Genomic DNA, 21,037 nt, shown 5'->3' on the forward strand with positions numbered 1-21,037 from the left:
CGCTACCGCTTCGCAATGGCATCAACGATGCCAGCCAATGCGGTAGGGATCGCCGAAGCATCCGTACCACCACCCTGAGCAACATCATCCTTGCCGCCACCGCCACCGCCGAGAACACCTGCCGCATAGCGGACAAGTGCACCAGCTTTGACCCCTGCACTCCGAGCGGCCTCATTGGTAGCCACCAAAATAATGGGACGATCGTTACTGACACCGGCTACCGCCACGGTTGCAGCTCCGTCGCCAAGGCGAGACCGAAGGTCCATGGCCAAGGAACGGACATCGTCCGCGCCGCCAACGGCACCGGCGTTGTGGGCAATGACCCGCACGCCAGAAGCGTCTACAGCCGTGCCAACCAGGTTGGCAGCTGCTGCGCTGAGCTGTTCCTTGCGCAAACGCTCGAGTTCCTTCTCAGTGCTCTTGAGCTTGCTCAAGGTAGCCGAAATACGCTCAGCCAATTGTCCCGAGGGGACCTTAAGCATGTCCGTGAGCTCAGTGACCAAAGCACGCTCAGCAGCCAAGTGGCGGAACGCATCCATGCCCACAAAAGCTTCAACACGGCGGTTTCCTGAACCAACCGACTGCTCACCAAGCAGCGACAAGCTACCAATCAGTGAAGTCTGAGAAACGTGGGTACCACCACACAGTTCACGCGACCACGCGCCGTCGATCTCTACAACACGGACTTCGCTGCCATAGTTTTCGCCGAACAGTGCCATAGCGCCAAGAGCTTTAGCCTCTGCGAGGCCCATAATCTTGGTGTCCACGGTGAAGTTGTTACGGATGGCGAGGTTAGCTACTTCCTCAATTTCAGAACGGGTAGCAACGCTGAGACCTTCACCCCAAGAGAAGTCAAAGCGCAAGTATCCAGCCTTGTTGAATGAACCGCGCTGGAGCGCTTCCGGGCCAAGAATCTGGTGCAGTGCAGCGTGAACAATGTGTGTCCCGGTGTGGGCCTGCTCGCCAGCCCGGCGACGCTCACGGTCAACGGCTGTCTGAACTAGAGCATCTGAAGAGATTTCACCTTCACGCACCACTGCTTTGTGAACACTCAGGCCCTTGATGGGGCGCTGAACGTCAAGAACTTCAACAACAAAACCATCACCGGTGATCAGACCAGTGTCAGCAGCTTGCCCACCGGCTTCGGCGTAGAACGGGGTCTCAGCTAGTACCAGTTCAATCTCTTCACCCGTGGAGGCCTGAGAGATTCGCTGACCGGCGCTGAGCAGACCACGGACCTTGGATTCGCCGGAGAGCTCGGAGTAGCCCGTAAAAACTGTCTCGCCCTGCGCTAGGAGCTCTTGGAAAGCACTAAGGTCTGCGTGGCCGCCCTTTTTCCCCTTGGCGTCTGCCTGGGCACGCTGACGTTGTTCCAACATAAGGCGACGGAACTCACCCTCATCAACCTTCAGGCCAGCTTCTTCGGCCATTTCCAAAGTCAGGTCGATCGGGAAACCGTACGTGTCGTGCAAAGCGAAGGCATCTGCACCGGACAGCGGGTGACCTGCAGCCTTGGACTCCTTTACAGCGTCTTCAAGGCGAGCCGTTCCAGAAGCGATGGTACGCAAAAACGCCTTTTCTTCGGCATAAGCGATCCGGGAGATGCGGTCGAAATCGCTCTCTACCTCTGGGTAAACACCCTTCATAGCGTCACGCGAAGCCGGCAAAAGCTCCGGCAAGCAAGCACGTTCAACACCAAGCAAGCGCATTGATCGCACAGCACGGCGAATCAGTCGGCGAAGTACATAACCGCGGCCCTCGTTGGAGGGGGTAACACCATCAGCGATCAGCATCAAGGAAGAACGAATGTGGTCAGCAACAACACGCATCCGCACATCGTCAGTGTGGTGCGGGTCAGTGGGTGATTCAGCAGAGGTGTACGTCTTGCCAGAGAGCTCAGCTGCGCGGTCAATCACGGGCCGGACCTGGTCTGTCTCGTACATGTTTTCAACGCCCTGCAGGATCATGGCCAAACGCTCCATGCCCAAACCGGTGTCAATGTTCTTTTTGGGCAACTCGCCCACAATGTCGAAGTCTTCCTTAGAACGCACGTTGTCGATCTGGTACTGCATAAAAACGAGGTTCCAGATTTCGATGTAACGCGTTTCGTCAGCGAGCGGGCCGCCGTCCACACCGTAGGCAGGTCCACGGTCATAGTAGATCTCAGAGCAAGGCCCAGCGGGACCCGGCTGACCAGTGTTCCAGTAGTTATCTCCCTTGCCCATCTTTTGGATGCGGTCGGCGGGAACACCAGTGTTCTTGAGCCAGAGTTCTTTGGCTTCTTCGTCTTCTTCGTACACCGTGACCCAAAGACGCTCGGGCGGCAGTCCGTAGCCGCCGTCGTCCACGCTGGTGGTCAGCAGTTCCCAAGCGAATTTAATAGCGTCTTCTTTGAAGTAATCACCAAAGGAGAAGTTGCCGCACATCTGGAAGAACGTACCGTGGCGGGCTGTTTTACCAACCTCTTCGATGTCTCCGGTGCGGATGCACTTCTGAACGCTGGTGGCCCGGTTGTAAGGAGCTTCTTCGCGTGCGGTCAGGTACGGAATAAATGGCACCATACCTGCGACGGTGAACAACAAGGAGGGGTCGCTGGAAACCAACGAGGCGGAAGGAACCGCGGTGTGCCCCTTGCTGACGAAAAAGTCCACCCAGCGTCGTGTAATCTCCTGCGACTTCATTGCGTTCTAACTAACCCTTCATAGTGCGGTTACATCACGGCCCACGCCAGTGATGCACATTCAAATCTGCCCCACCTAGACATTCTGCCCTGTCCGGGGCGGGCCTGCCAGCGCAGACCAGTCAGCCAGGCTGACTTAGGAGCCTTTAGCGGCCGGCGCGCGGGTCCTCATTGAGGCCAAGCGCTTGGCGTAGATCTTCCTCGCGCTCACCCATACCTTCACGAACCGCTGCGGCAAAGTCGGCAACACTATCCGCTACCCGGCCAACTGCACGATTGAGCCCTTCGGGGCCGGCCATGGATCGCGTTTGGGAAAGTTTATTAAATGCCAAGGCTCCAACGGCGATACCCAGGCCCATCCAGAAAATTCGTTTCATGCTCTTACTCCTGATCCGCTCGAGACTAGCGGCTACGACGGCCGGCTGGTTTGTTCGCTTTGCGGCCGCTCAGGGCCGAACGAACACCGTATGAGAACGCGGCAACCCGGATCAGCGGTGACCCAACAGTTGCGGCAATCAGCGAGGAAAGTGCCGAAATGTTCGCTGACGCATCAGAGACATTCGAGGAAATGCCGTCAACTTTTTTGAGTTGCTGATTCGTGGTGGAGACGGTGGCTGCAACTTCATCCATCAGGGGCTGTGCACCATCGGAAATCCCGCGAATAGACGTCCGGACCTCATCCAGGACTTTGCCAAGTTTGAGAATAGGCACGGCCAGAAGCAATACGAGCAAGAGGAAAACCCCCGCTGCGATCAGGCCGGCAATATCGCCACCACTCATGAGTCAGTTCTCCTTGTACTTTTCTTCGGCGGAATGCACGGCCCAATGACTACCGACATCCTCAAAGCTTCCCTGAGTACCTTACATACAAAGGAGCCCGCGGCGCGTGCCACGGGCTCCTTTGTATCAGTGCAAGCTGATTTAGCGTGCGTAGAATTCCACAACAAGCTGCTCTTCGCAGGTTACGGGAACTTCCGAACGCTTGGGGCGACGAACCAGGCGAGCCTGGAGTGCCTCGAGCTTGACGTCCAAGTATGCGGGGACGGCGGGCAGAACGTCGCGGTGTGCGCCGGCTGCTGCTACCTGCAAGGGAACCATGGTCTGGCTACGCTCGTGAACGTGGATGAGCTGGCCTTCAGCAACACGGAAGGACGGGCGGTCCACGCGGGCGCCGTCAACCATGATGTGACGGTGCACAACGAGCTGGCGAGCCTGGGCGATGGTGCGGGCGAAGCCTGCACGCAGAACCAAAGCGTCAAGACGCATTTCCAAGAGTTCAACCAAGTTTTCACCGGTCAGGCCCTTGGTGCGGCGAGCTTCTTCGAAGACGCGAGTCATCTGAGCTTCGCGGATACCGTACTGAGCGCGCAAACGCTGCTTTTCACGCAAACGTACTGCGTAGTCAGAGTCCTGCTTCTTGCGGGCGCGGCCATGCTCACCGGGGCCGTACGGGCGGCGCTCCATGTACTTGGCGGCCTTGGGGGTCAGAGCAATGCCGAGTGCACGCGAGAGGCGTGCCTGACGGCGAGCACGAGTGTTGTTAGCCACTTGTGTCCTTCCAATATCTGCGGTGTGTTGATGTTACTGGCCTCCAGTATGGAGAGCATCGGCCAACCGCTGCCTTTTGCTACGGGGTCTGCGCGCACACCTGATCAACCAACAAATTCAGGATGACTCGTGAATTGCTGTTCAGAAGTTCATGATGAGCGCGGCAGTACCTTGCCAGACGAAGATCAATCCTAGCATGAGCAAGCGAGTGGAGCTCGGCGGGCGGACAGGGCTCAGAGCCCACGGATGATTTTGCGTAGCCGTTCAAGTCGTGGGGCAATCTCTCGCTCGGCACCATTGGAGGTTGGCGTGTAGTAATCAGTGCCCACAAGATCATCCGGCGCGTACTGCTGCTGAGCAACGGAGTGTGGTTCGTCGTGCGCGTAGACGTAGCCCTTGCCATGGCCTAATTGGCCAGCACCCGGGTAGTGCGCATCCCGCAGGTGTTGCGGGATTCCTTGGCCTTTCCCGGCGCGAACATCTGAGATGGCCTTGTTGATCCCCATATAGGCGGCGTTCGATTTTGGCGCTGTGGCCAAGTGAACTACTGCTTCAGCCAACACGATTCGCCCCTCGGGCATACCGATGAGTTGTACGGCTTGGGCGGCAGCCACTGCTGTTTGCAATGCTGTGGGGTCCGCCATACCAATATCCTCAGCAGCAGAGATCACAATCCGTCGAGCAATAAAACGCGGATCCTCCCCCGCTTCGAGCATTTTTGCCAGGTAGTGAAGTGCTGCGTCAACATCCGAGCCGCGCACCGACTTGATAAAGGCACTGGCCACGTCGTAGTGCTGGTCGCCTGCACGGTCATAACGCACGGCCGCGGCGTCTAACGCCCGTTCGGAATGTTCGACGCCGATAGTCACCTCGCCGTGAACTGCTCCGGAATCGCTCACGTCACCATAGGCCACTCCGGCAGCCGCTTCCAGTGCGGTGAGTGCACGACGCGCGTCTCCAGCGGAAAGTCTCACCAAATGGTCCAGCGCTTCCGCGCTTAAGGTCACAGCGCCGTCGAGCCCGCGAGGATCACCCACGGCGCGCAGAAGAAGTGCTTCGATATCGGCGTCCGTCAACGGTTTGAGTGTCAGCAATAGAGAACGGGAAAGTAGCGGTGAGACAACTGAGAAGGCTGGGTTTTCCGTTGTGGCGGCCACAAGAACCACCCAACGGTTCTCCACTCCGGGCAACAGCGCATCCTGCTGAGCTTTGTTGAAGCGGTGAATCTCATCCAAAAACAACACTGTAGTTTGGCGGTGCAAGTCCCGGGCTGTGAGTGCCTCATCCATCACACGGCGGACGTCCTTAACGCCAGCAGTAATCGCGGACAGCTCAACAAATTTCCGTCCCGGACCGCGGGCAATGACATGCGCCAAGGTGGTTTTCCCTGTTCCAGGCGGGCCCCACAAGATGATCGACGTTGGTCCTGCTGGACCTTTTGCATCCGTTCCAGCAGCGAGAGTACGCAAGGGCGAACCATGGCCCAATAGGTGCTGCTGCCCTACCACCTCGTCAATGCTGCGGGGACGCATCCGCACGGCAAGCGGCCCACGGGCCTGTGCACGCGCATTGGAGCTCTGCCGCGCCTCCGTACCGTCACTGTCCACGGACGTATCCGCATCATCGGCCTGTTGGGCAAAGAGATCATCCACCTATACAGGCTACTCATAGTCGGCCCAGATCAAGACCTTAAGAACTTATCCACAGCCTCTTGGACGTGACTGGTTGGCGGCCAATCAAAACGCTAGCGTCTTTACAAATGCAGTAAACACTGTGTGAGAACGCGTCACTTATCCCGGGGGAACAACATGAATAGCTGGACTCGACGCGCAGTACCAGTGGTGATTGCAGCTGCACTGGTAGCTTCCACCACCGCGTGCACTGATGGTGGTTTCTTAGATCAACGCCGGATGAGCCTTTTTCAAGAAGGACTTTCAAGCGAACTGACAAAGGCTCCATATACTGGCGCGTTTATCGATGAGATGGCCGCTCAAGGGAATACGGCTTTGGTTTCTGTGGACGGTGGCCAAAGCGATGGACCCGTTCACCGTGCTCTGTTTACCGCTGACGCAGGGAAATCATGGAAGGAAGCCAAGTTCGCAGATAGCACGAGGGCGAAGGGCAGCATTCTGGGACTGGGGTTTGGGGGTGGTAAATGGACGGTACTTGCTGAAGAAGGCACTGGATACCGGACCTACCAGAGCACCAACGGTGTTTCCTTCGCCCCTGGTGGAGAGGTAGGCCTACCCGCTCGTGGCCGGTCTATTTTGCACTTTGGTTACGTTGGCAAGCAGTGGAGTGTTGTTTTTAGCCCCACCACGGGACTACCCGGTACGTACCTGAGTTCTGACGGTGTGCATTGGAAAGCATCCAAAACTGCCTGGCCCAATTCTTCTGGGCTGAGGGTCAACTGGATTGCCGCTGGTGGCGGTCAATTGATGGCAGTGGGCAACAGACTCAATGAGAGCACCAAGGTTTCGCTCGCCGTCTCCTATGTCTCAGCGGACGCCGGGGCAACGTGGAAGGAAGTACCTACTGGTGCGCTGGCAATTGCCCCGCGCAATAGCGGATTCAGCACGGTTGCTTGGAACGGAACAGGATTTTCGGCCATGGGGTGGGAATGGCAAGATTACCGCCGCAGTGACTACACGCCCCTCGGATTGCGCGGTGAATACTCCACGGCCAGAGGTTGGATTGTGGCCCAAGACGCCTCCTGGAGTGACGGGTACCTCAAGGCGTTTCCCAACACCACAGCCATGGTTCAAGCAGGCAAGTCGCTCATTGCTCTAAACCAACGCGGAGAAGGGACTGCCGAGAAATCTGAAGTGCTACTCCGAAAACCGGGTGGCACGTGGACAAATGTGGCACTTCCCAAGGTGGGCAAAGCGGGCCTGCCGGTGAGCCGATCAGCGGTTCCGGTGGACGGCGGCGCGCTGGCTAACATTGTGTATTTTGACCAAGGAACTGTGGACTCACGACTGTATTTTGTCGACGCCAACGGGAAAATTCAGGATCGCAGCCCCAAAATTCCCGGCGTCGCCACCGAGCAGCCCGTCATCGAATCCATCGGTGCCGCCAACGGGGGAAGCCGCATGTTTGGCCACGTTGGCCGCCAAGCAGTGGTCTGGGACTCCACGGGAGATAAGGACTTTAAGAACTTCAGCAGGCTCAACGTCACAGGCAACATCGATCTGAAGGAAATGGTCACTAACGATGCCGGAGACATCATCTACGGTACCGATCAAAGTAAACCAGACGTCAAAACAGTTTTGTGGAGCCGGAAACCTAACGGTCAGTGGCAGTCGTATAACGCAGACGTATTTGGAAACGAACAATTTGACGAAGATGGAGCGGTTCAAGATGCCCTGCCACTGGCCGACGGTTTTCTGATCGCGGGCACTTACACCAACCCTGTGGGTGGCGGCGATGCCACCAGCGCCGGCATTGCCTTCTCTGCTGACGGTAAATCTTGGGAACGGTCCAAAGAAAGCGCCCTGAGCGGCAAGACGTCGGCCGACCGGGGAATCAACAGCCTTGAAATGACAGACTCAAAGACAGTGATTGCCGGTGGCTTTATTGAAACCGGAAGCAAAGATGCGCCAGCCGTCTGGACCAGTAAGAATCACAAAAGTTGGGCGGCCGTGAAGCTACCTGCCATCAAGGGCTACTCAGATGCCGAAGTGATCGATGTTGCCAGCGGCCCCCAAGGAACAACGGCGCTAGTCCAATCACATGAGGCCGGCAAGAAAACCACGTACTCCACGTTCCTCAGCAAGGACGACGGCGCTACGTGGCAACAAGGCACCAGCTTTGAAGACGGTCCGGGATCCTCCCAGGGCTACTGGCCACTCCGTTTTGCTCCTCTCTAGGGCAACTTCACAGTTAACAAACATCGGCTGGAACCGAGGTGTCTCGGTTCCAGCCGATGTTCATGGCCGCTTTATATTGCGTCTCAGTTACTACTTGAATGCCTGTGCATCCGCCGCATCTGCAGCGAAGGTTTTTGCACTGTGATGTGCAATGACCGGATGGGCGCCGGTGTAGCCGTCACGGCTTGCGGCGATCTCCTTGATCCTGCCCCGCGAGGCGTACCAACCAATAATGAGTGCTGGCACAATGACCACAATCGATGCAACGGTCCAGGTACCAACGGGGGTATCAAAGGCCATCAAAACGACCACAGCAAGCAAAAACACGAGGGTTAAATAACCGGTCCACGGGGCACCGATCATCCGGAAGGAGGGACGAATGGCCATTCCCTTTTTGGCCAGGCGGTACAGAGCCAACTGGCACAGCACAATCATTCCCCAGCTGGAAATGATGCCCAGTGCAGCAACGTTCAGGACTATCTCAAACGCAGCTGCCGGAACAATCGCGTTCAGAATCACGCCGAGACCTGCAACCACCGCGGTGAGTGCAATGCCACCGTAAGGCACACCACGCTTGTTCAATTTGGCCGCAAATTTGGGGGCCGAACCTGCCAAAGACATTGACCGCAAAATACGTCCCGTGGAGTACAAGCCGGCGTTGAGTGAAGACATGGCTGCAGTGAGGACCACCAAGTTCATGATCGAGTCCATACCCTGAACACCGATGGAGCCGAAGAACGTCACAAAGGGGCTCTCTCCTGCCTTGTATGCGTTGAACGGCAAGAGCATGGAGAGCAACACCAAGGATCCAACATAGAAAACACCAATACGGATGATGACCGTGTTGATGGCCTTAGGCATCACTTTCTCCGGGTTCTGTGTCTCGCCAGCCGCAGTACCAATCAGCTCAATTGAGGCATAAGCGAAGACAACACCCTGCATCACTACCACTACGGGAAGCAGGCCATTAGGAAAGAATCCCCCATGGTCAGTAATCAGGCTGAAGCCAACTTGTTGTCCTTCGACTGGCGTGCCGAAAACAACAAAGTAGATTCCAACCAGCAAGAATCCCACTAGCGCTACAACCTTGATCAGTGCGAACCAGAACTCCATTTCACCGAAGACCTTCACGGAAACCAGGTTGAGCCCCAGAACAAGTAGGAGCGCTGCAAGAGCCCATACCCACTGCGGCACGGACCCAATCCAGGGAACGTACTTTGCGAAGAAATGCATGTACAGCGCGATGGCCGTGATGTCCACAATCGCTGTCATGGCCCAGTTGAGCCAGTAGAGCCAACCGGAAACAAACGCCGCTTTCTCGCCAAAGAATTCTCGGGCATAGGAGACGAACGATCCTGAGGAAGGACGGTGGATCACCAGTTCGCCCAAGGCCCGCAAGATGAGGAAAGCGAAGAGACCACAAATGGCGTAGCTGAACATCAGGCCAGGGCCAGCGCTGGCAAGACGTCCACCGGCGCCCATAAAGAGCCCTGTTCCAATGGCACCACCAATGGCGATCATTTGGATCTGCCGTGATTTGAGTCCCTTATGAAGTCCTGCATCTTCGGCGGTTAATGCCTCATTTGGCGGATCTTGAACCAAATCAGAGGTGTCTATTTTGTTGCTGTTGTGCATAAGCTTGCCTATCTTTTGGTGGTGCGCGCGCCATTGCACGCTGCCCGCTTAGTCGCTGAGGTTGGCCAGGTGTTCGGGACGCAAAAGCTCGTCCAATTGTTCGGCCGTGAGTAGCTTGTGCTCGAGAACCAGTTCGGCCACACCGCGGCCAGTTTTTAGGGCCTCGAGGGCAATCATGGTCGACGCCGTGTACCCCAAGCGGGGATTAAGGGCAGTCACCAAGCCAATGGAGTGTTCCACTTGTGACCGGAGTTTGTCTTCGTCGGCGGTAATGCCCTTGACGCATTTGTCCGCAAGGGTGATGCAGGCGGCTTCGAGGTGGCGCATGCTTTTGCTCAAGCTGTGGACGATGATTGGTTCAAAAGCGTTCAGCTGAAGCTGTCCGCCTTCCGCCGCCAAGGTAATGGTGACGTCGTTACCGATGACCTCGTAGGCCACCTGATTTACTACTTCCGGGATCACCGGATTGATCTTGCCAGGCATGATCGACGATCCTGCCTGAACGGCTGGCAAAGTAATCTCGCCAAACCCTGCGCGAGGGCCTGAAGAGAGCAGCCGCAAATCGTTGCAAATCTTGGAGAGCTTCACCGCCACGCGTTTGAGAACACCCGAGAGGTGAACAAAAGCGCCCACGTCTTGAGTGGCTTCGATCAAATCCACAGCCGTGATCATGGGAAGTCCGGAAATTTCGGCGAGGTGCCGGCAAGCAATTTCCGAGTAACCCTTGGGAGCGTTGAGACCTGTGCCGATGGCCGTGGCGCCCAGATTGATCTCGTGGACCAACAATGTGGCTTCGGCGAGACGGGATTTGTCTTCGCCCATGGTGATTTCGTAGGTTTTGAACTCTTGACCCAAAGTCATGGGGACAGCGTCTTGAAGTTGAGTTCTACCCATCTTGACCACCGTGCGGAATTCCTTTGCTTTTTCAGCGAAGGCGGCAATCAAGTAATCCATTGCTGCAACTAGGGACTGTGACGCGAAGATTGTTGCCACATTCACAGCAGTGGGATACACGTCGTTAGTGGATTGGCTGAGATTTACGTGGTCAATCGGGTGCAGGAAGTTATATTGGCCCCGCTGGTGCCCTAGGATCTCGAGCGCACGGTTGGCGATGACTTCGTTGGTGTTCATGTTCGACGACGTTCCGGCACCGCCCTGAATAACGTCCACCACAAACTGGTCGTGAAGGTTTCCCGCAATCACTTCTTGGCAGGCTTGAATGATCGCACTGGCGCGCTCCTCGTCGAGCAGACCTAGTTCGCGGTTACTTTGTGCTGCAGCTTGTTTGACCATCGCCAGCCCGTTTACCAAATGGGTGTTGGTACCGAGCGTTTGGCCGGTGATGGGGAAATTTTCCACGGCGCGCAGTGTATGAATTCCCCAGTAGACGGTCAAAGGAACGTCGCGGTCCCCAATGAGGTCGTGTTCGCGACGGAATCCGCTGGCTGAGCTCTCTTGGTGATCCAAACTAGCGGTATGTTGTTCGGTCACGGTGCTCCTCGGCTGAAAACTGCTGGACTGGATACAGCTTGGGTACGGCGTTTATCAAAGCAACGCCAAAGGTGAAACTCTGGTAGAGATACTCAGGCGAATAAACTCAGGCCTCGCAGGACGCCAACGGGATTTCCTCCGCCGAAAACTGCAAGGTTGTTGAAGGCATCAAGGTCACTCGCGTCAACGCCGAGGGCCAGAAGTGCTGGAACGGCGGCGGGCATCCGTGCCCGGTCACCGCCGTCGGATATTTTCAGCGCAATGGCTGCTCCGCTGTCAAGGGCCAGCATTTGAATGCCTTCAAAGCCGTCTTTAGCTAGAAGACCAGGCACTGCGCGCATGATGGCCGTAACGTCGCGGCCTTCACCGGCTACAAGTTCCGGATAGGCGCGCATGGCGCCAGCTACTCGGTGTTCTGCGGTACCGGGCTCGGCGGAGACCAATCGACCGAATGCCCGTGCCATTCCGGTCAGCGTCAGGCCAAAAACTTCTGTTCCGCAGCCGTCAGTGCTGATGGTGTTGAGAGTCTCCCCAGTGAGTTCACTGACGGCCTCACGGATGAGCACCGGCAAGGGGTGGTTGTGGTCCAAGTAGCTTTCTACAGGCCAACCGTTGACAACGCAGGTAGCCAACATTGCCGCATGTTTTCCCGAGCAGTTCTGCGCCAACTGAGTGGGTCCGTGGCCAGCTTCAAGCCAAGCCGCACGCTCATTGAGCCCGTAGGGAAGGTCTGTCGAGTTACGCAGCGCGCTGGGGTGAAGACCGGCTGCGGCTAGTGTGCTCGAAGCAATGTCTTGGTGCTGTTGAGCGCCCGAATGGCTCGCAGCTGCAAGGGCGAGTTGTTCATCGCTCAGCTCTACGCCTGCCCGCAGCATGGCTACCGCCATCAGCGGTTTGAGCGCTGACCTGGGGTAGAACAATGCGGTGGGCTCGCCACACGAAAGTACTGTATCGCCGTCGGGCCCTAGAGCGATCAGCGATCCATAGTGAATGCTTTCCACAAGGTCACCACGGCTTTGTGTTGCGAGCGGTGCATGCTGGGGAAGGTCAGCGATTGCCATGCGTTGTTTCTCCAATAATAAGGTTTAGGGCGTCATCAACGGCGTGTAGGTGAATTGCCATCGCTTTGCCAGCAGCTGCACTATCACCGCGAGTAATCGCCTCGAGAATGAGCCGATGCTCAGCATCAGATTTAAGTCTGCGGCCGGTTAAGAGATTGATGGTTTCGGACTGATTAACCATGGCGTCTCTGATGTCGTGAACAATTCGTTCGAAGACACCGTTGCCGCTGGCCGTGGCGATCGCGGTGTGGAAGGCGCCGTCGAGGGTGACCCAAATTTCGGGGTCGTCTTCCTCCCCCATGGCGTCAACAATCCCTCGCATTTGTTCGAGTTGTTCACGGCTACGGCGGGTGGCTGCAAATTCTGCTGCCGGTACTTCGATGTGTGGGCGCGCTTCCATCAGACTGCGTGCCGAGAACTGGCCCAGTGTCAGGTCTTGTTGGGGACGGTTGGCGATAACAAAGGTGCCTTTTCCCGTTTGGGTAGCGGTTAAGCCCAAGGCGGTGCAGGATCGTAGGGCTTCCCGCACCACTGAACGACTCACGCCGTACTGGGCAGCAAGCGCGGTTTCCGAGCTCAACTTGGATCCAACCTCGAGTCGGCCGGATTCGATGGCCCCTTTAATGGCCGTGAATACGGCTTCCGCAGCACTGACACGCACAATCTGTTGCTGTCCGGCTGTCCAGCTGTCTGACAAGTTCACGCAACGAATATGACATGACTCACAGCCCGATGTCAACGCTGCAGCCCCCGCTTAAGGTGCTGCTAACAGCCCGCACTGACCATACGCAACGGCGCCTGGCGGTAGATGTAACGGCCAGTCTCAACGAATCCAGCCTGGGTATAGAGGGCCTGAGCCCCTTGATTTGCAGCTGTGACCAAAAGCCACATCACGCTGTGCCCTTGAGCCTGACTTGCAGCGGTCAGTGCCTCAAGAACCCGGCGAGCGTGGCCTTGGCGCCGGAATTCCGGGTACGTTGCCAGAGAATACAAACCGCCATACGAGTGACCTTCCACCTCACCTAGGGCAAGACGTCCGACGGCGGCGGCTGCCCCTCCAGGTTCACGCACCAAGGCGTACACGGACGGACTTGAGGTCAAAATCCGCCGGGCAATGGCACGTTCCGCAGCACCTCCGCGGCCGTCCACGGACCACCACAGATCCATCCATTCCTCGCTCGGCTCAGAGGAAAATTCAGCCCCAGAATCACTCAGCGCCTGGTCCTGGGCCCGCTGTTCAGCTCCACTCTCAGAAAATGCGCCGCTGTCAGGAAACGAGCTACTGTCAGGAAAAGATTTGACCATGATGATGGTCTCGCTCTGACGGGTATAGCGCTGCCCATCTAAAACCTTGTTCAGGGAATCGTTGGCGGGTGAATCGGTGAGCTGGAAAATCAACGGAAGTTTGCGGTCCCGGTACCACAAGCGCGCCTCTTCAATGGCAGGTTCCACCGGGGTAACTGCGGTTCGTGGCCACACCGAGTTGGCGCGCTGGGTGACGCCCTCTGCTGCCCGCAGCAACCAAGCTCCCGTGTCCTTAACGTCCAATCCCGGCCACGCTGCATTCATCAGTTGCTCGATGGGCAGGGTGACCGGGACAGTGGACATTTTTTTGGGCTGTAAATTAGCTCTGGGCGGAAGCGTCGCCTGAGACCGATGCCTTGACTGTTGCCTTTGCTTCGGGTTTGAAGTCCACACCAGCTTCCTTGCGCTGCTGCGGGGTAATCGCAGCAGGCGCACCGGTTAGCGGATCAAACGCACCAGCCTTCGGGAACGCAATAACGTCGCGGATGGAAGCTGAACCGGTCAGGATGGCCATAATGCGGTCCCAACCGAAGGCAATTCCACCGTGCGGCGGGGCGCCGAACTTGAAGCCCTCGAGCAAAAAGCCGAAGTTGCGCTCGGCGTCCTCTTGGGACAGGCCCATAACCTCGAACACCCGCTCCTGCAGCTCACGCTGGTGGATACGGATGGAACCGCCACCAATCTCGCTACCGTTGCAGACGATGTCGTAGGCCTGAGCCAATGCCTCGCCCGGGTTGGTATGGAAGGTTTCAGCTATCTCAGGCTTCGGTGAGGTGAAGGCGTGGTGCAGGGCAGTCCATGCACCGGCACCCACCGCAACGTCTCCTGCGGCCGTGGCAGCTGCTGCAGATTCGAACATCGGGAAGTCAACTACCCACAGGAACGCGTATTCGCCTTCCTTGATCAACCCAGCACGCTGAGCAATCTCTACACGAGCTGCCCCAAGCAGCTCACGGGCAGGGTTGGACTCGCCAGCCGCAAAGAACACACAGTCGCCGGGCTTGGCGCCAACAAATTCAGCCAAGCCGGCCTTTTCGGTTTCGGACAGGTTCTTAGCCACCGGACCGGTGAGCTCGCCATCTTCCTGAATCAGCACGTAAGCCAAGCCCTTAGCACCACGCTGCTTAGCCCATTCCTGCCATGCGTCCAGCGCACGACGAGCCTGAGAGGCACCGCCGGGCATCACCACAGCGCCGGTGTATTCGGCCTGGAACACACGGAAAGTGGTGTCCTTGAAGAACTCCGTCATGTTGGTCAATTCAAGACCAAAGCGCATGTCCGGCTTGTCTGAGCCGTACTTCTCCATGGCATCCGCGTAGCTCATACGCGGGAACGGAGTCTGGACCTCGACGCCGATCGTCTTCCATACGCTTGCCAGGATGCGCTCGGCCAAAGCGATAACGTCATCCTGCTCCACGAAGCTGGCTTCGATATCGAGCTGGGTGAATTCGGGCTGGCGGTCAGCGCGGAAGTCTTCATCGCGGTAGCAGCGGGCGATCTGGTAGTACTTCTCGAATCCACCAACCATCAAAAGTTGCTTGAACAGCTGCGGGCTCTGCGGCAAGCCGTACCAGTTACCCGGGGACAAGCGGGAGGGAACCACAAAGTCACGTGCACCACCGGGGGTGGATAGCGTGAGCGTTGGGGTCTCGATCTCAACGTAACCGTCAGCATCAAGAACCTCGCGGGCAGCCTTGTTGACCTGGCTGCGCAAACGAATGTTGTGGGCCATGTTCGGGCGGCGCAAATCAAGGTACCGGTGTTTGAGGCGCGCTTCTTCGCCCACCTCAACGTGCTCGTCAATCTGGAACGGAAGCGGCTCGGAGGTGTTAAGAATGGTGACCTGATCAGCGATCACTTCTATCTCACCCGTTGCCAGCGCGGGGTTTTCGTTGCCTTCAGGCCGCTTGGACACTGTGCCGGTGACCTGCAGAACGTATTCGTTGCGCAGACCGTGGAAAACTTCTTCTTCACGGACAACCACTTGAGCCACGCCGGATGCGTCGCGGAGATCCACAAAGGCCACCCCACCGTGATCGCGACGGCGGCCCACCCAGCCAGCCAAGGTAACGGTTTGTCCAATGTGCTCGGAACGAAGGGATCCGAGGTCATGTGTGCGCAGCACAGCATTCCTTTCCGCAAAGTTGAATAGGATCAAAGCAGCGTTCGATCCCGTTCGAGTTTACCCGTGATCTTGTCTCAGCACGGCAACCCTAGAGAGAGGCCCTACTGATGCCCGGCACTGGAGAGCTTCGCCGCAGCCTAGGGGTGCGCGATGCCACGGCGATCGGCCTGGGTTCAATGCTGGGTGCTGGGGTCTTTGTTGTTTTTGCACCTGCAGCAGCCTTGGCCGGTCCTTGGTTGCTGTTTGCGGTCGTTTTGGCCGGGGCCGTGGCCTATGCCAACGCGGTTGCGTCGGCACAATTAGCCAGCGTCTACCCGGCCAGTGGCGGAAGCTACGTTTACGGGCGCAAACAGTTGGGCCAGTGGCCAGGATTTATTGCCGGCTGGGGCTTTGTCACCGGTAAAACAGCGTCGTGCGCTGCCATGGCCCTCGTTTTCGCTGGGTACCTTGCACCGGGCTTCAAAATCCCAGTGGCCATTGCGGCCGTGGTGGCGCTGACCGTAGTCAACCTGTTCGGAATAACCCGCACGGCCCTTTTAACCCGAATTTTGCTTGCACTCACCCTAGCCACCTTGGTCTTCGTCCTGATTGCCTGCCTACTCCCCTACAACCAGTCAGTCCCCGCGGCCGCCAGTTCGGCCACAACTGAAACGCTCGGTAGTTTTTGGGGAATATTTCCGGCCGCAGGGTTGATGTTCTTCGCCTTTGCTGGCTATGCGCGGATAGCAACGCTAGGTGAAGAGATGAGAGACCCTGCGCGCACCATCCCGAAGGCGATCTTGGGCGCGCTGGCAGGGGCCCTTTTGCTGTACCTCGTAATAACCATTGCTCTGTCAGCCCATTTAGGCACAGCGCAACTGGCTGGTAGCAGCGCGCCGTTACTGACCGCCGTCGAACATTCACCCTTGAGCCCCGCAGCGCCGATTGTTCAGGCCGGTGCTGCAGCAGCCAGCCTCGGAGCGCTTTTGGCGCTCGTCACCGGTGTCGGCCGCACTAGCCTAGCCATGGCTCGCGAAGGGGATCTGCCCAAGCCTTTAGCTCGGGTCAGTCACCGCCTAGCAGTTCCGTATGTCGCCGAGATCAGTGTTGCGGTGGTGGTGATTCTGCTGCTGCTCGGGGGAACCACCAATAGCATGATCGGTTTCTCCAGCTTTGGCGTTTTGGTGTACTACGCCGTCACCAATTTAGCCGCAATGACTCTGAGCGAACGGCCTAGCTGGGGACCCAAGTGGCTCAACCTTGTGGGCCTGTGCGGCTGCGTACTTTTGGCGCTGACACTGCCTTGGCAATCCAGCCTGGGTATGACAGCTGTGCTGTTGCTCGGAATTGCTGCGCGGTGGGTTCTCCGCACAGTTGCTAATCTACGCAATCCGTAAACAGGGAACCCACCACTAAGGACTTAGCTGGCGTCTGCTGTTTTCACCACAATTTGTGGTGTGAGATCCTCTGCAGCCGGCATCCACGTTGTGGGATCGGCTTCGTACTGCTCGCCTGAGCGAATGTCCTTGATCTGGTGCGTACCGTCCTCGGAAGTGAACCAGACAAAGGGAATGCCTCGACGGTCAGCAAACTTAATCTGCTTACCGAACTTGTCTGCCTTGGCAGCCACCTCGGTGCTGATACCTCGTGAACGCAAAGCCGCCGCAACGTCTTGTGCTGAACGCCAGCTATCCTCATCACTCAACGCCACCAAAACAACAGTGGGCACTGCGCGGCTGGGAGAAGCAAACTCTTGGCTCAAAATCCTAGAAACCAGACGAGTCACACCAATGGACAATCCAACCCCCGGGAACTTCCGGTTGCCTTTGGTCGCTAGCGCGTCATACCGGCCGCCGGAGCAAATTGAGCCTAGCTGTTCGTGCCCAACCAGGACCGTTTCAACCACCGTTCCGGTGTAATAGTCCAGCCCACGCGCAATGCTGAGATCCGCGATGACCTTGCCCGGTGCTCGGTCAACCGCCGCTGCCACCACTGCTTCAAGTTCGCTCAGGCCCTCTTCGAGGAGATCGTCAGTGACGCCCAGGGCACGAACTTTCTCCACAAAGGAAGTGTCGGTGGTTTGGATACTTGCCAATGAAAGAGCCGCATTGGCCTGCTCATCTGTGGCACCCAACTCAGACTTGAGCAGTTCAGCAACTTTCTCAGCACCGATCTTCTCAAGCTTGTCAATGCTGCGAAGCACCCCAGCTGTGTCAGTCAATCCGATACCCCGGTAGAAACCCTCGGAGAGTTTGCGGTTGTTGATGCGCAAACGGAAATCGGGGATCGGCAGTGCCGAGAGCGCTTCGGCGATGACCACCGCAATCTCCACGTCGTAGCGGAACGGCAGTTCGCCGTCACCCACCACATCAATGTCTGCCTGAGTAAACTCGCGGGCGCGGCCCTCTTGGGGACGCTCGCCGCGCCACACTTTCTGGATTTGGTAGCGGCGGAACGGGAAGGCCAAATAGCCCGCGTTCTCAACCACGTAACGAGCAAACGGAACCGTGAGGTCAAAGTGCAAAGCCAAAGCATTCGGATCGGATTTGGCGCCCGCGGCTTCCTCATCCTGCAAACGGCTCAGACCGTAGACCTCTTTATCGATCTCGCCCTTGCGCAGCAACTGCCCCACTGTTTCGACGGCACGGGTCTCAATGGAGGAGAAGCCGTGAAGCTCAAAAATTCTCCGCAAAGTGTCCAAAACATGCAACTCCACGAGCCGTTCCTCAGGAAGCCATTCGGGGAAACCGGACAGTGAGGCGTTGCGTGCCATGGTGGGAGTACTCCTTAGGAAATGTGCTTAACAAAGTGCAAGCAACACGGGTCCGCGTGTTGGCCTAACGGCGGGCACACAGCGGACCGTGCATAAACTATGTGCGGCAGTCAGTTTATACGTTACGCCGGTGCAACTCTAATGTGCCCTGCGGCAACGCCAATGGTTCAGGAGGGCCCATGGCCGGCACCGGCAAGCAATTACGCGAGCAGAAGCGTCGAATCGCGCAGATGGAAGCCAAGCGTGCCCTCCGTACAGACCAACTGGCCAGGCGCAAGCGGGATAACTTTCTGATCGGTATTGTGGCTGCAGTAGCCGTGGTTTTGGCGGTTGTTCTTCAGCTAACAGCATTTGCCTCCAACCCCACGGAGGCAGAATTTGCCGCGGCCGAGGCCGGCCTGGGTGGCGCCTCGGCTAGCCCCTCGGCCAGCGCGTCCCCAACGAATGGGGCCAACATTCCCAAGCCTGAAACCGCCGCAGGCAAAAAATTTACCGGACAGTTGAGCCTTAACGGCAAAGCAGTGGGTGTTGAACTTGACGGCACCACAGCACCACAGGCCACGGCAGTTTTTGCTTCATTAACCCAACAGAACTTCTTTAAGGGCCTCAGCTGCCACCGGCTCACCACGGGCTCGGCAAGTATTTTGCAGTGTGGTTCAAAGGACGGCAAAGGCAGTGCTGACACCAGCTACGAGTGGGGACCGGTAGAAAACACCCCGGCAGACGGGAAGTACCCAGCTGGCAGCATCGCCGTAGCCCGAGGCGCCACCACCGCCAGCAATGGGACGCAGTTCTTTATTGTCTACAAGGACACCGTGTTGGATCAAAGCACTGGCGGCTACACCATTATGGGCAAGGTGACCTCTGGCCTTGATGTGGTGACACAGATTGCTGCTAAGGGCATCAAAGGCGGGGGCACAGCCACAGACGGCGCCCCTGCTGCGGCCGTCACGATAGACTCGTTCTCTCTGAAGTAAATCTGGGCGCAGCAAGCCAACTACGCACCGGCAACTCGGGCATTATCCTCCAAGCGAAAGACTTTTAGCGGTGACCAACAGTCAGCAATCCGACGAAACACGTGAAGCAGCCAGCACTGAAGAGCAGGTGACTTCTTCCCAAACCGATGCACCCGAGAGCGCAGCGACAGCAACGCCTGCTGCACCAGCTCCTTCTGCGCCTGCTGGCCCTCGGCCCAGCCCTGCCGCCTTTGCAGCACGCCCCAAGCCCGCCGCAGTGGTGCCAGCACCAGCTGCCGCAGCACCCACTGTCAACCTCGTAGAGGCAGCAAAGTGGGGTCGAGTTGAAGGGGACGGTCACGTCTTTCTAACGGTCGACGGCGTTGAGCAGCCAGTGGGTCAGTACCCGGATGTTAGTGCCGACGAGGCCCTGGCATATTTTGCGCGGAAGTACGAAGACGTTGCAGCTCAGATTCTCTTGCTGGAACAGCGTGTGGAATCTAAGGCACCCACCACAGATATGAATAAAACCGTGGGTCACTTGCGTGAAGTCCTCGCCGAGCGACACCTGGTGGGAGACGTCTTGGGTGCTGAGGCCCGCTTGGACGCCTTGTCCACCAAGATTGCTGAACTTGAAGCTGCTGAAAAAGCAGCTCATGAAGCAGCCCGGGCCCAAGAGATTAGCTCCCGTGAGGCGATCGTCGCTGAGGCAGAAGAAATCTCTTCGCAAGACCCGGCTTCTATCCAGTGGAAGACCTCAAGCGCCCGGATGAACGAACTCTTCGAGAGCTGGAAGACGGCACAGAAGTCCGGTTTGCGATTGGGCCGTGCCACTGAGGACACTTTGTGGAAGCGATTCCGCCACGCACGCACCGTCTTCGACAAGCACCGCCGCGCATACTTCTCTCAGCTGGACAGCACCAACGCGGCCGCCAAAAACGCTAAAGAGCAACTGATTACTCAGGCCGAAGAGCTGGCTAGCTCAACTGACTGGGGTTACGCCGCAGGTGAGTACCGTCGATTGATGGACCAGTGGAAGGCCGCTCCGCGTGCCAGCCGCAAGGAAGATGACGCTCTCTGGGCTCGTTTCCGTGCCGCCCAGGACGTTTTCTTCAAGGCTCGCCAGGCAGCCAATGACGAAATCGATCAAAGCTACGCCGCCAACCTTGCGGTGAAGGAAGACCTTCTTGTGGAAGCTCAGTCCATCCTCCCGGTGAAGGATCTGGCTGCAGCCAAGAAGGCACTGCAGTCCATTCGTGACCGCTGGGAAGCTGCGGGAAAGGTTCCGCGCGCAGACATGGGCCGGGTGGAGGCTGGGCTGCGCAAGATCGAAGATGGAGTACGTCAGGCGGAGGACGAGAACTGGCGCCGTACCGATCCTGAAACTAAGGCACGTACCAACAGCATGCTGGACCAGCTTGAGGCTACGATCGCTGGACTGAAGGAAGATCTGGCAGCGGCCGAGAAGTCTTCAGACCAGCGCAAGATCAAGTCGGCTAAGGAAGCTCTTGAAGCACGCGAAGCTTGGCTCGAGACCATTCGTAAGTCAGCTGATGAACTGGCCTAACAGCTTTTTGCAAGCCCCCACGGCGGCTCTGAGCCGCTGAAGATCAAA

General features: G+C 57.6%; 16 protein-coding genes. 4 read left to right on the forward strand and 12 right to left on the reverse strand.

The features are described from left to right. Positions 1-2: 2 nt before the first annotated feature. The 5 genes from alaS to ACQQCD_RS04600 all read right to left on the reverse strand — a co-directional run bounded on the left by alaS (position 3) and on the right by ACQQCD_RS04600 (position 5,880). The gene (alaS, locus tag ACQQCD_RS04580) at positions 3-2,681 is read right to left on the reverse strand and encodes an alanine--tRNA ligase (RefSeq protein ID WP_430267223.1); all 2,679 of its coding nucleotides are present in this window, start codon (positions 2,679-2,681) and stop codon (positions 3-5) included. A gap of 145 nt (positions 2,682-2,826) precedes the next feature. Then, positions 2,827-3,057 carry a hypothetical protein gene (locus ACQQCD_RS04585; RefSeq protein WP_430267224.1) on the reverse strand — a complete coding sequence of 77 codons (231 nt, stop codon included), beginning with the start codon at positions 3,055-3,057 and terminating at the stop codon, positions 2,827-2,829. A gap of 25 nt (positions 3,058-3,082) precedes the next feature. Next, positions 3,083-3,460: a DUF948 domain-containing protein gene (locus ACQQCD_RS04590; protein ID WP_430267225.1), complete on the reverse strand. Its 378-nt coding sequence runs from the start codon at positions 3,458-3,460 to the stop codon at positions 3,083-3,085. Positions 3,461-3,601: 141 nt separating this feature from the next. Continuing rightward, a complete protein-coding gene (gene rpsD, locus ACQQCD_RS04595; protein WP_430267226.1) occupies positions 3,602-4,228 on the reverse strand; it encodes a 30S ribosomal protein S4 in 627 nt (208 codons plus the stop codon). 233 nt (positions 4,229-4,461) lie between these two features. Beyond that, positions 4,462-5,880, reverse strand: coding sequence for a replication-associated recombination protein A (locus ACQQCD_RS04600; RefSeq protein WP_430267227.1), 1,419 nt, complete (start codon positions 5,878-5,880; stop codon positions 4,462-4,464). 156 nt (positions 5,881-6,036) lie between these two features. Here ACQQCD_RS04600 and ACQQCD_RS04605 point away from each other — a divergent pair, with 156 nt between their 5' ends. Beyond that, positions 6,037-8,097, forward strand: coding sequence for a hypothetical protein (locus ACQQCD_RS04605; RefSeq protein ID WP_430267228.1), 2,061 nt, complete (start codon positions 6,037-6,039; stop codon positions 8,095-8,097). A gap of 90 nt (positions 8,098-8,187) precedes the next feature. Here the strand turns inward: ACQQCD_RS04605 and ACQQCD_RS04610 are convergent, their stop codons facing one another. The 6 genes from ACQQCD_RS04610 to aspS all read right to left on the reverse strand — a co-directional run bounded on the left by ACQQCD_RS04610 (position 8,188) and on the right by aspS (position 15,714). Continuing rightward, positions 8,188-9,732, reverse strand: coding sequence for an amino acid permease (locus tag ACQQCD_RS04610; protein WP_430267229.1), 1,545 nt, complete (start codon positions 9,730-9,732; stop codon positions 8,188-8,190). A 48-nt stretch (positions 9,733-9,780) separates the two neighbouring features. Further along, a complete protein-coding gene (gene aspA, locus ACQQCD_RS04615; RefSeq protein ID WP_430267230.1) occupies positions 9,781-11,223 on the reverse strand; it encodes an aspartate ammonia-lyase in 1,443 nt (480 codons plus the stop codon). A 92-nt stretch (positions 11,224-11,315) separates the two neighbouring features. After that, entirely contained in the window at positions 11,316-12,284 is a 969-nt protein-coding gene (locus ACQQCD_RS04620) for an asparaginase (RefSeq protein ID WP_430267231.1), read from the reverse strand. Further along, positions 12,271-12,987 carry a FadR/GntR family transcriptional regulator gene (locus ACQQCD_RS04625; protein ID WP_430267232.1) on the reverse strand — a complete coding sequence of 239 codons (717 nt, stop codon included), beginning with the start codon at positions 12,985-12,987 and terminating at the stop codon, positions 12,271-12,273. The genes ACQQCD_RS04620 and ACQQCD_RS04625 overlap by 14 nt, the downstream gene beginning before the upstream one ends. 62 nt (positions 12,988-13,049) lie before the next feature. Continuing rightward, positions 13,050-13,892 (reverse strand): GNAT family N-acetyltransferase, encoded by an 843-nt coding sequence (locus ACQQCD_RS04630; RefSeq protein ID WP_430267233.1) that lies wholly within the window; start codon positions 13,890-13,892, stop codon positions 13,050-13,052. A 16-nt stretch (positions 13,893-13,908) separates the two neighbouring features. Continuing rightward, positions 13,909-15,714 carry an aspartate--tRNA ligase gene (gene aspS, locus ACQQCD_RS04635; protein ID WP_430267234.1) on the reverse strand — a complete coding sequence of 602 codons (1,806 nt, stop codon included), beginning with the start codon at positions 15,712-15,714 and terminating at the stop codon, positions 13,909-13,911. 107 nt (positions 15,715-15,821) lie between these two features. Here aspS and ACQQCD_RS04640 point away from each other — a divergent pair, with 107 nt between their 5' ends. Then, positions 15,822-17,090, forward strand: a complete 1,269-nt coding sequence (locus ACQQCD_RS04640; RefSeq protein WP_430267235.1) for an APC family permease — start codon at positions 15,822-15,824, stop codon at positions 17,088-17,090. A 23-nt stretch (positions 17,091-17,113) separates the two neighbouring features. Here the strand turns inward: ACQQCD_RS04640 and hisS are convergent, their stop codons facing one another. Then, complete coding sequence (gene hisS, locus ACQQCD_RS04645; RefSeq protein ID WP_430267236.1) at positions 17,114-18,466, reverse strand: histidine--tRNA ligase; 1,353 nt, start codon at positions 18,464-18,466, stop codon at positions 17,114-17,116. A 179-nt stretch (positions 18,467-18,645) separates the two neighbouring features. On the opposite strand from hisS, the gene ACQQCD_RS04650 reads away from it, so the two are divergent. Then, positions 18,646-19,443, forward strand: coding sequence for a peptidylprolyl isomerase (locus tag ACQQCD_RS04650; RefSeq protein ID WP_430267237.1), 798 nt, complete (start codon positions 18,646-18,648; stop codon positions 19,441-19,443). Positions 19,444-19,513: 70 nt separating this feature from the next. Continuing rightward, positions 19,514-20,989, forward strand: a complete 1,476-nt coding sequence (locus tag ACQQCD_RS04655) for a DUF349 domain-containing protein (RefSeq protein WP_430267238.1) — start codon at positions 19,514-19,516, stop codon at positions 20,987-20,989. Positions 20,990-21,037: the final 48 nt, after the last annotated feature.

Origin of the sequence: Pseudarthrobacter sp. J1763, from assembly GCF_050490295.1 — a bacterium.
In the GTDB taxonomy this organism is placed as follows: Bacteria; Actinomycetota; Actinomycetes; order Actinomycetales; family Micrococcaceae; genus JBNPEO01.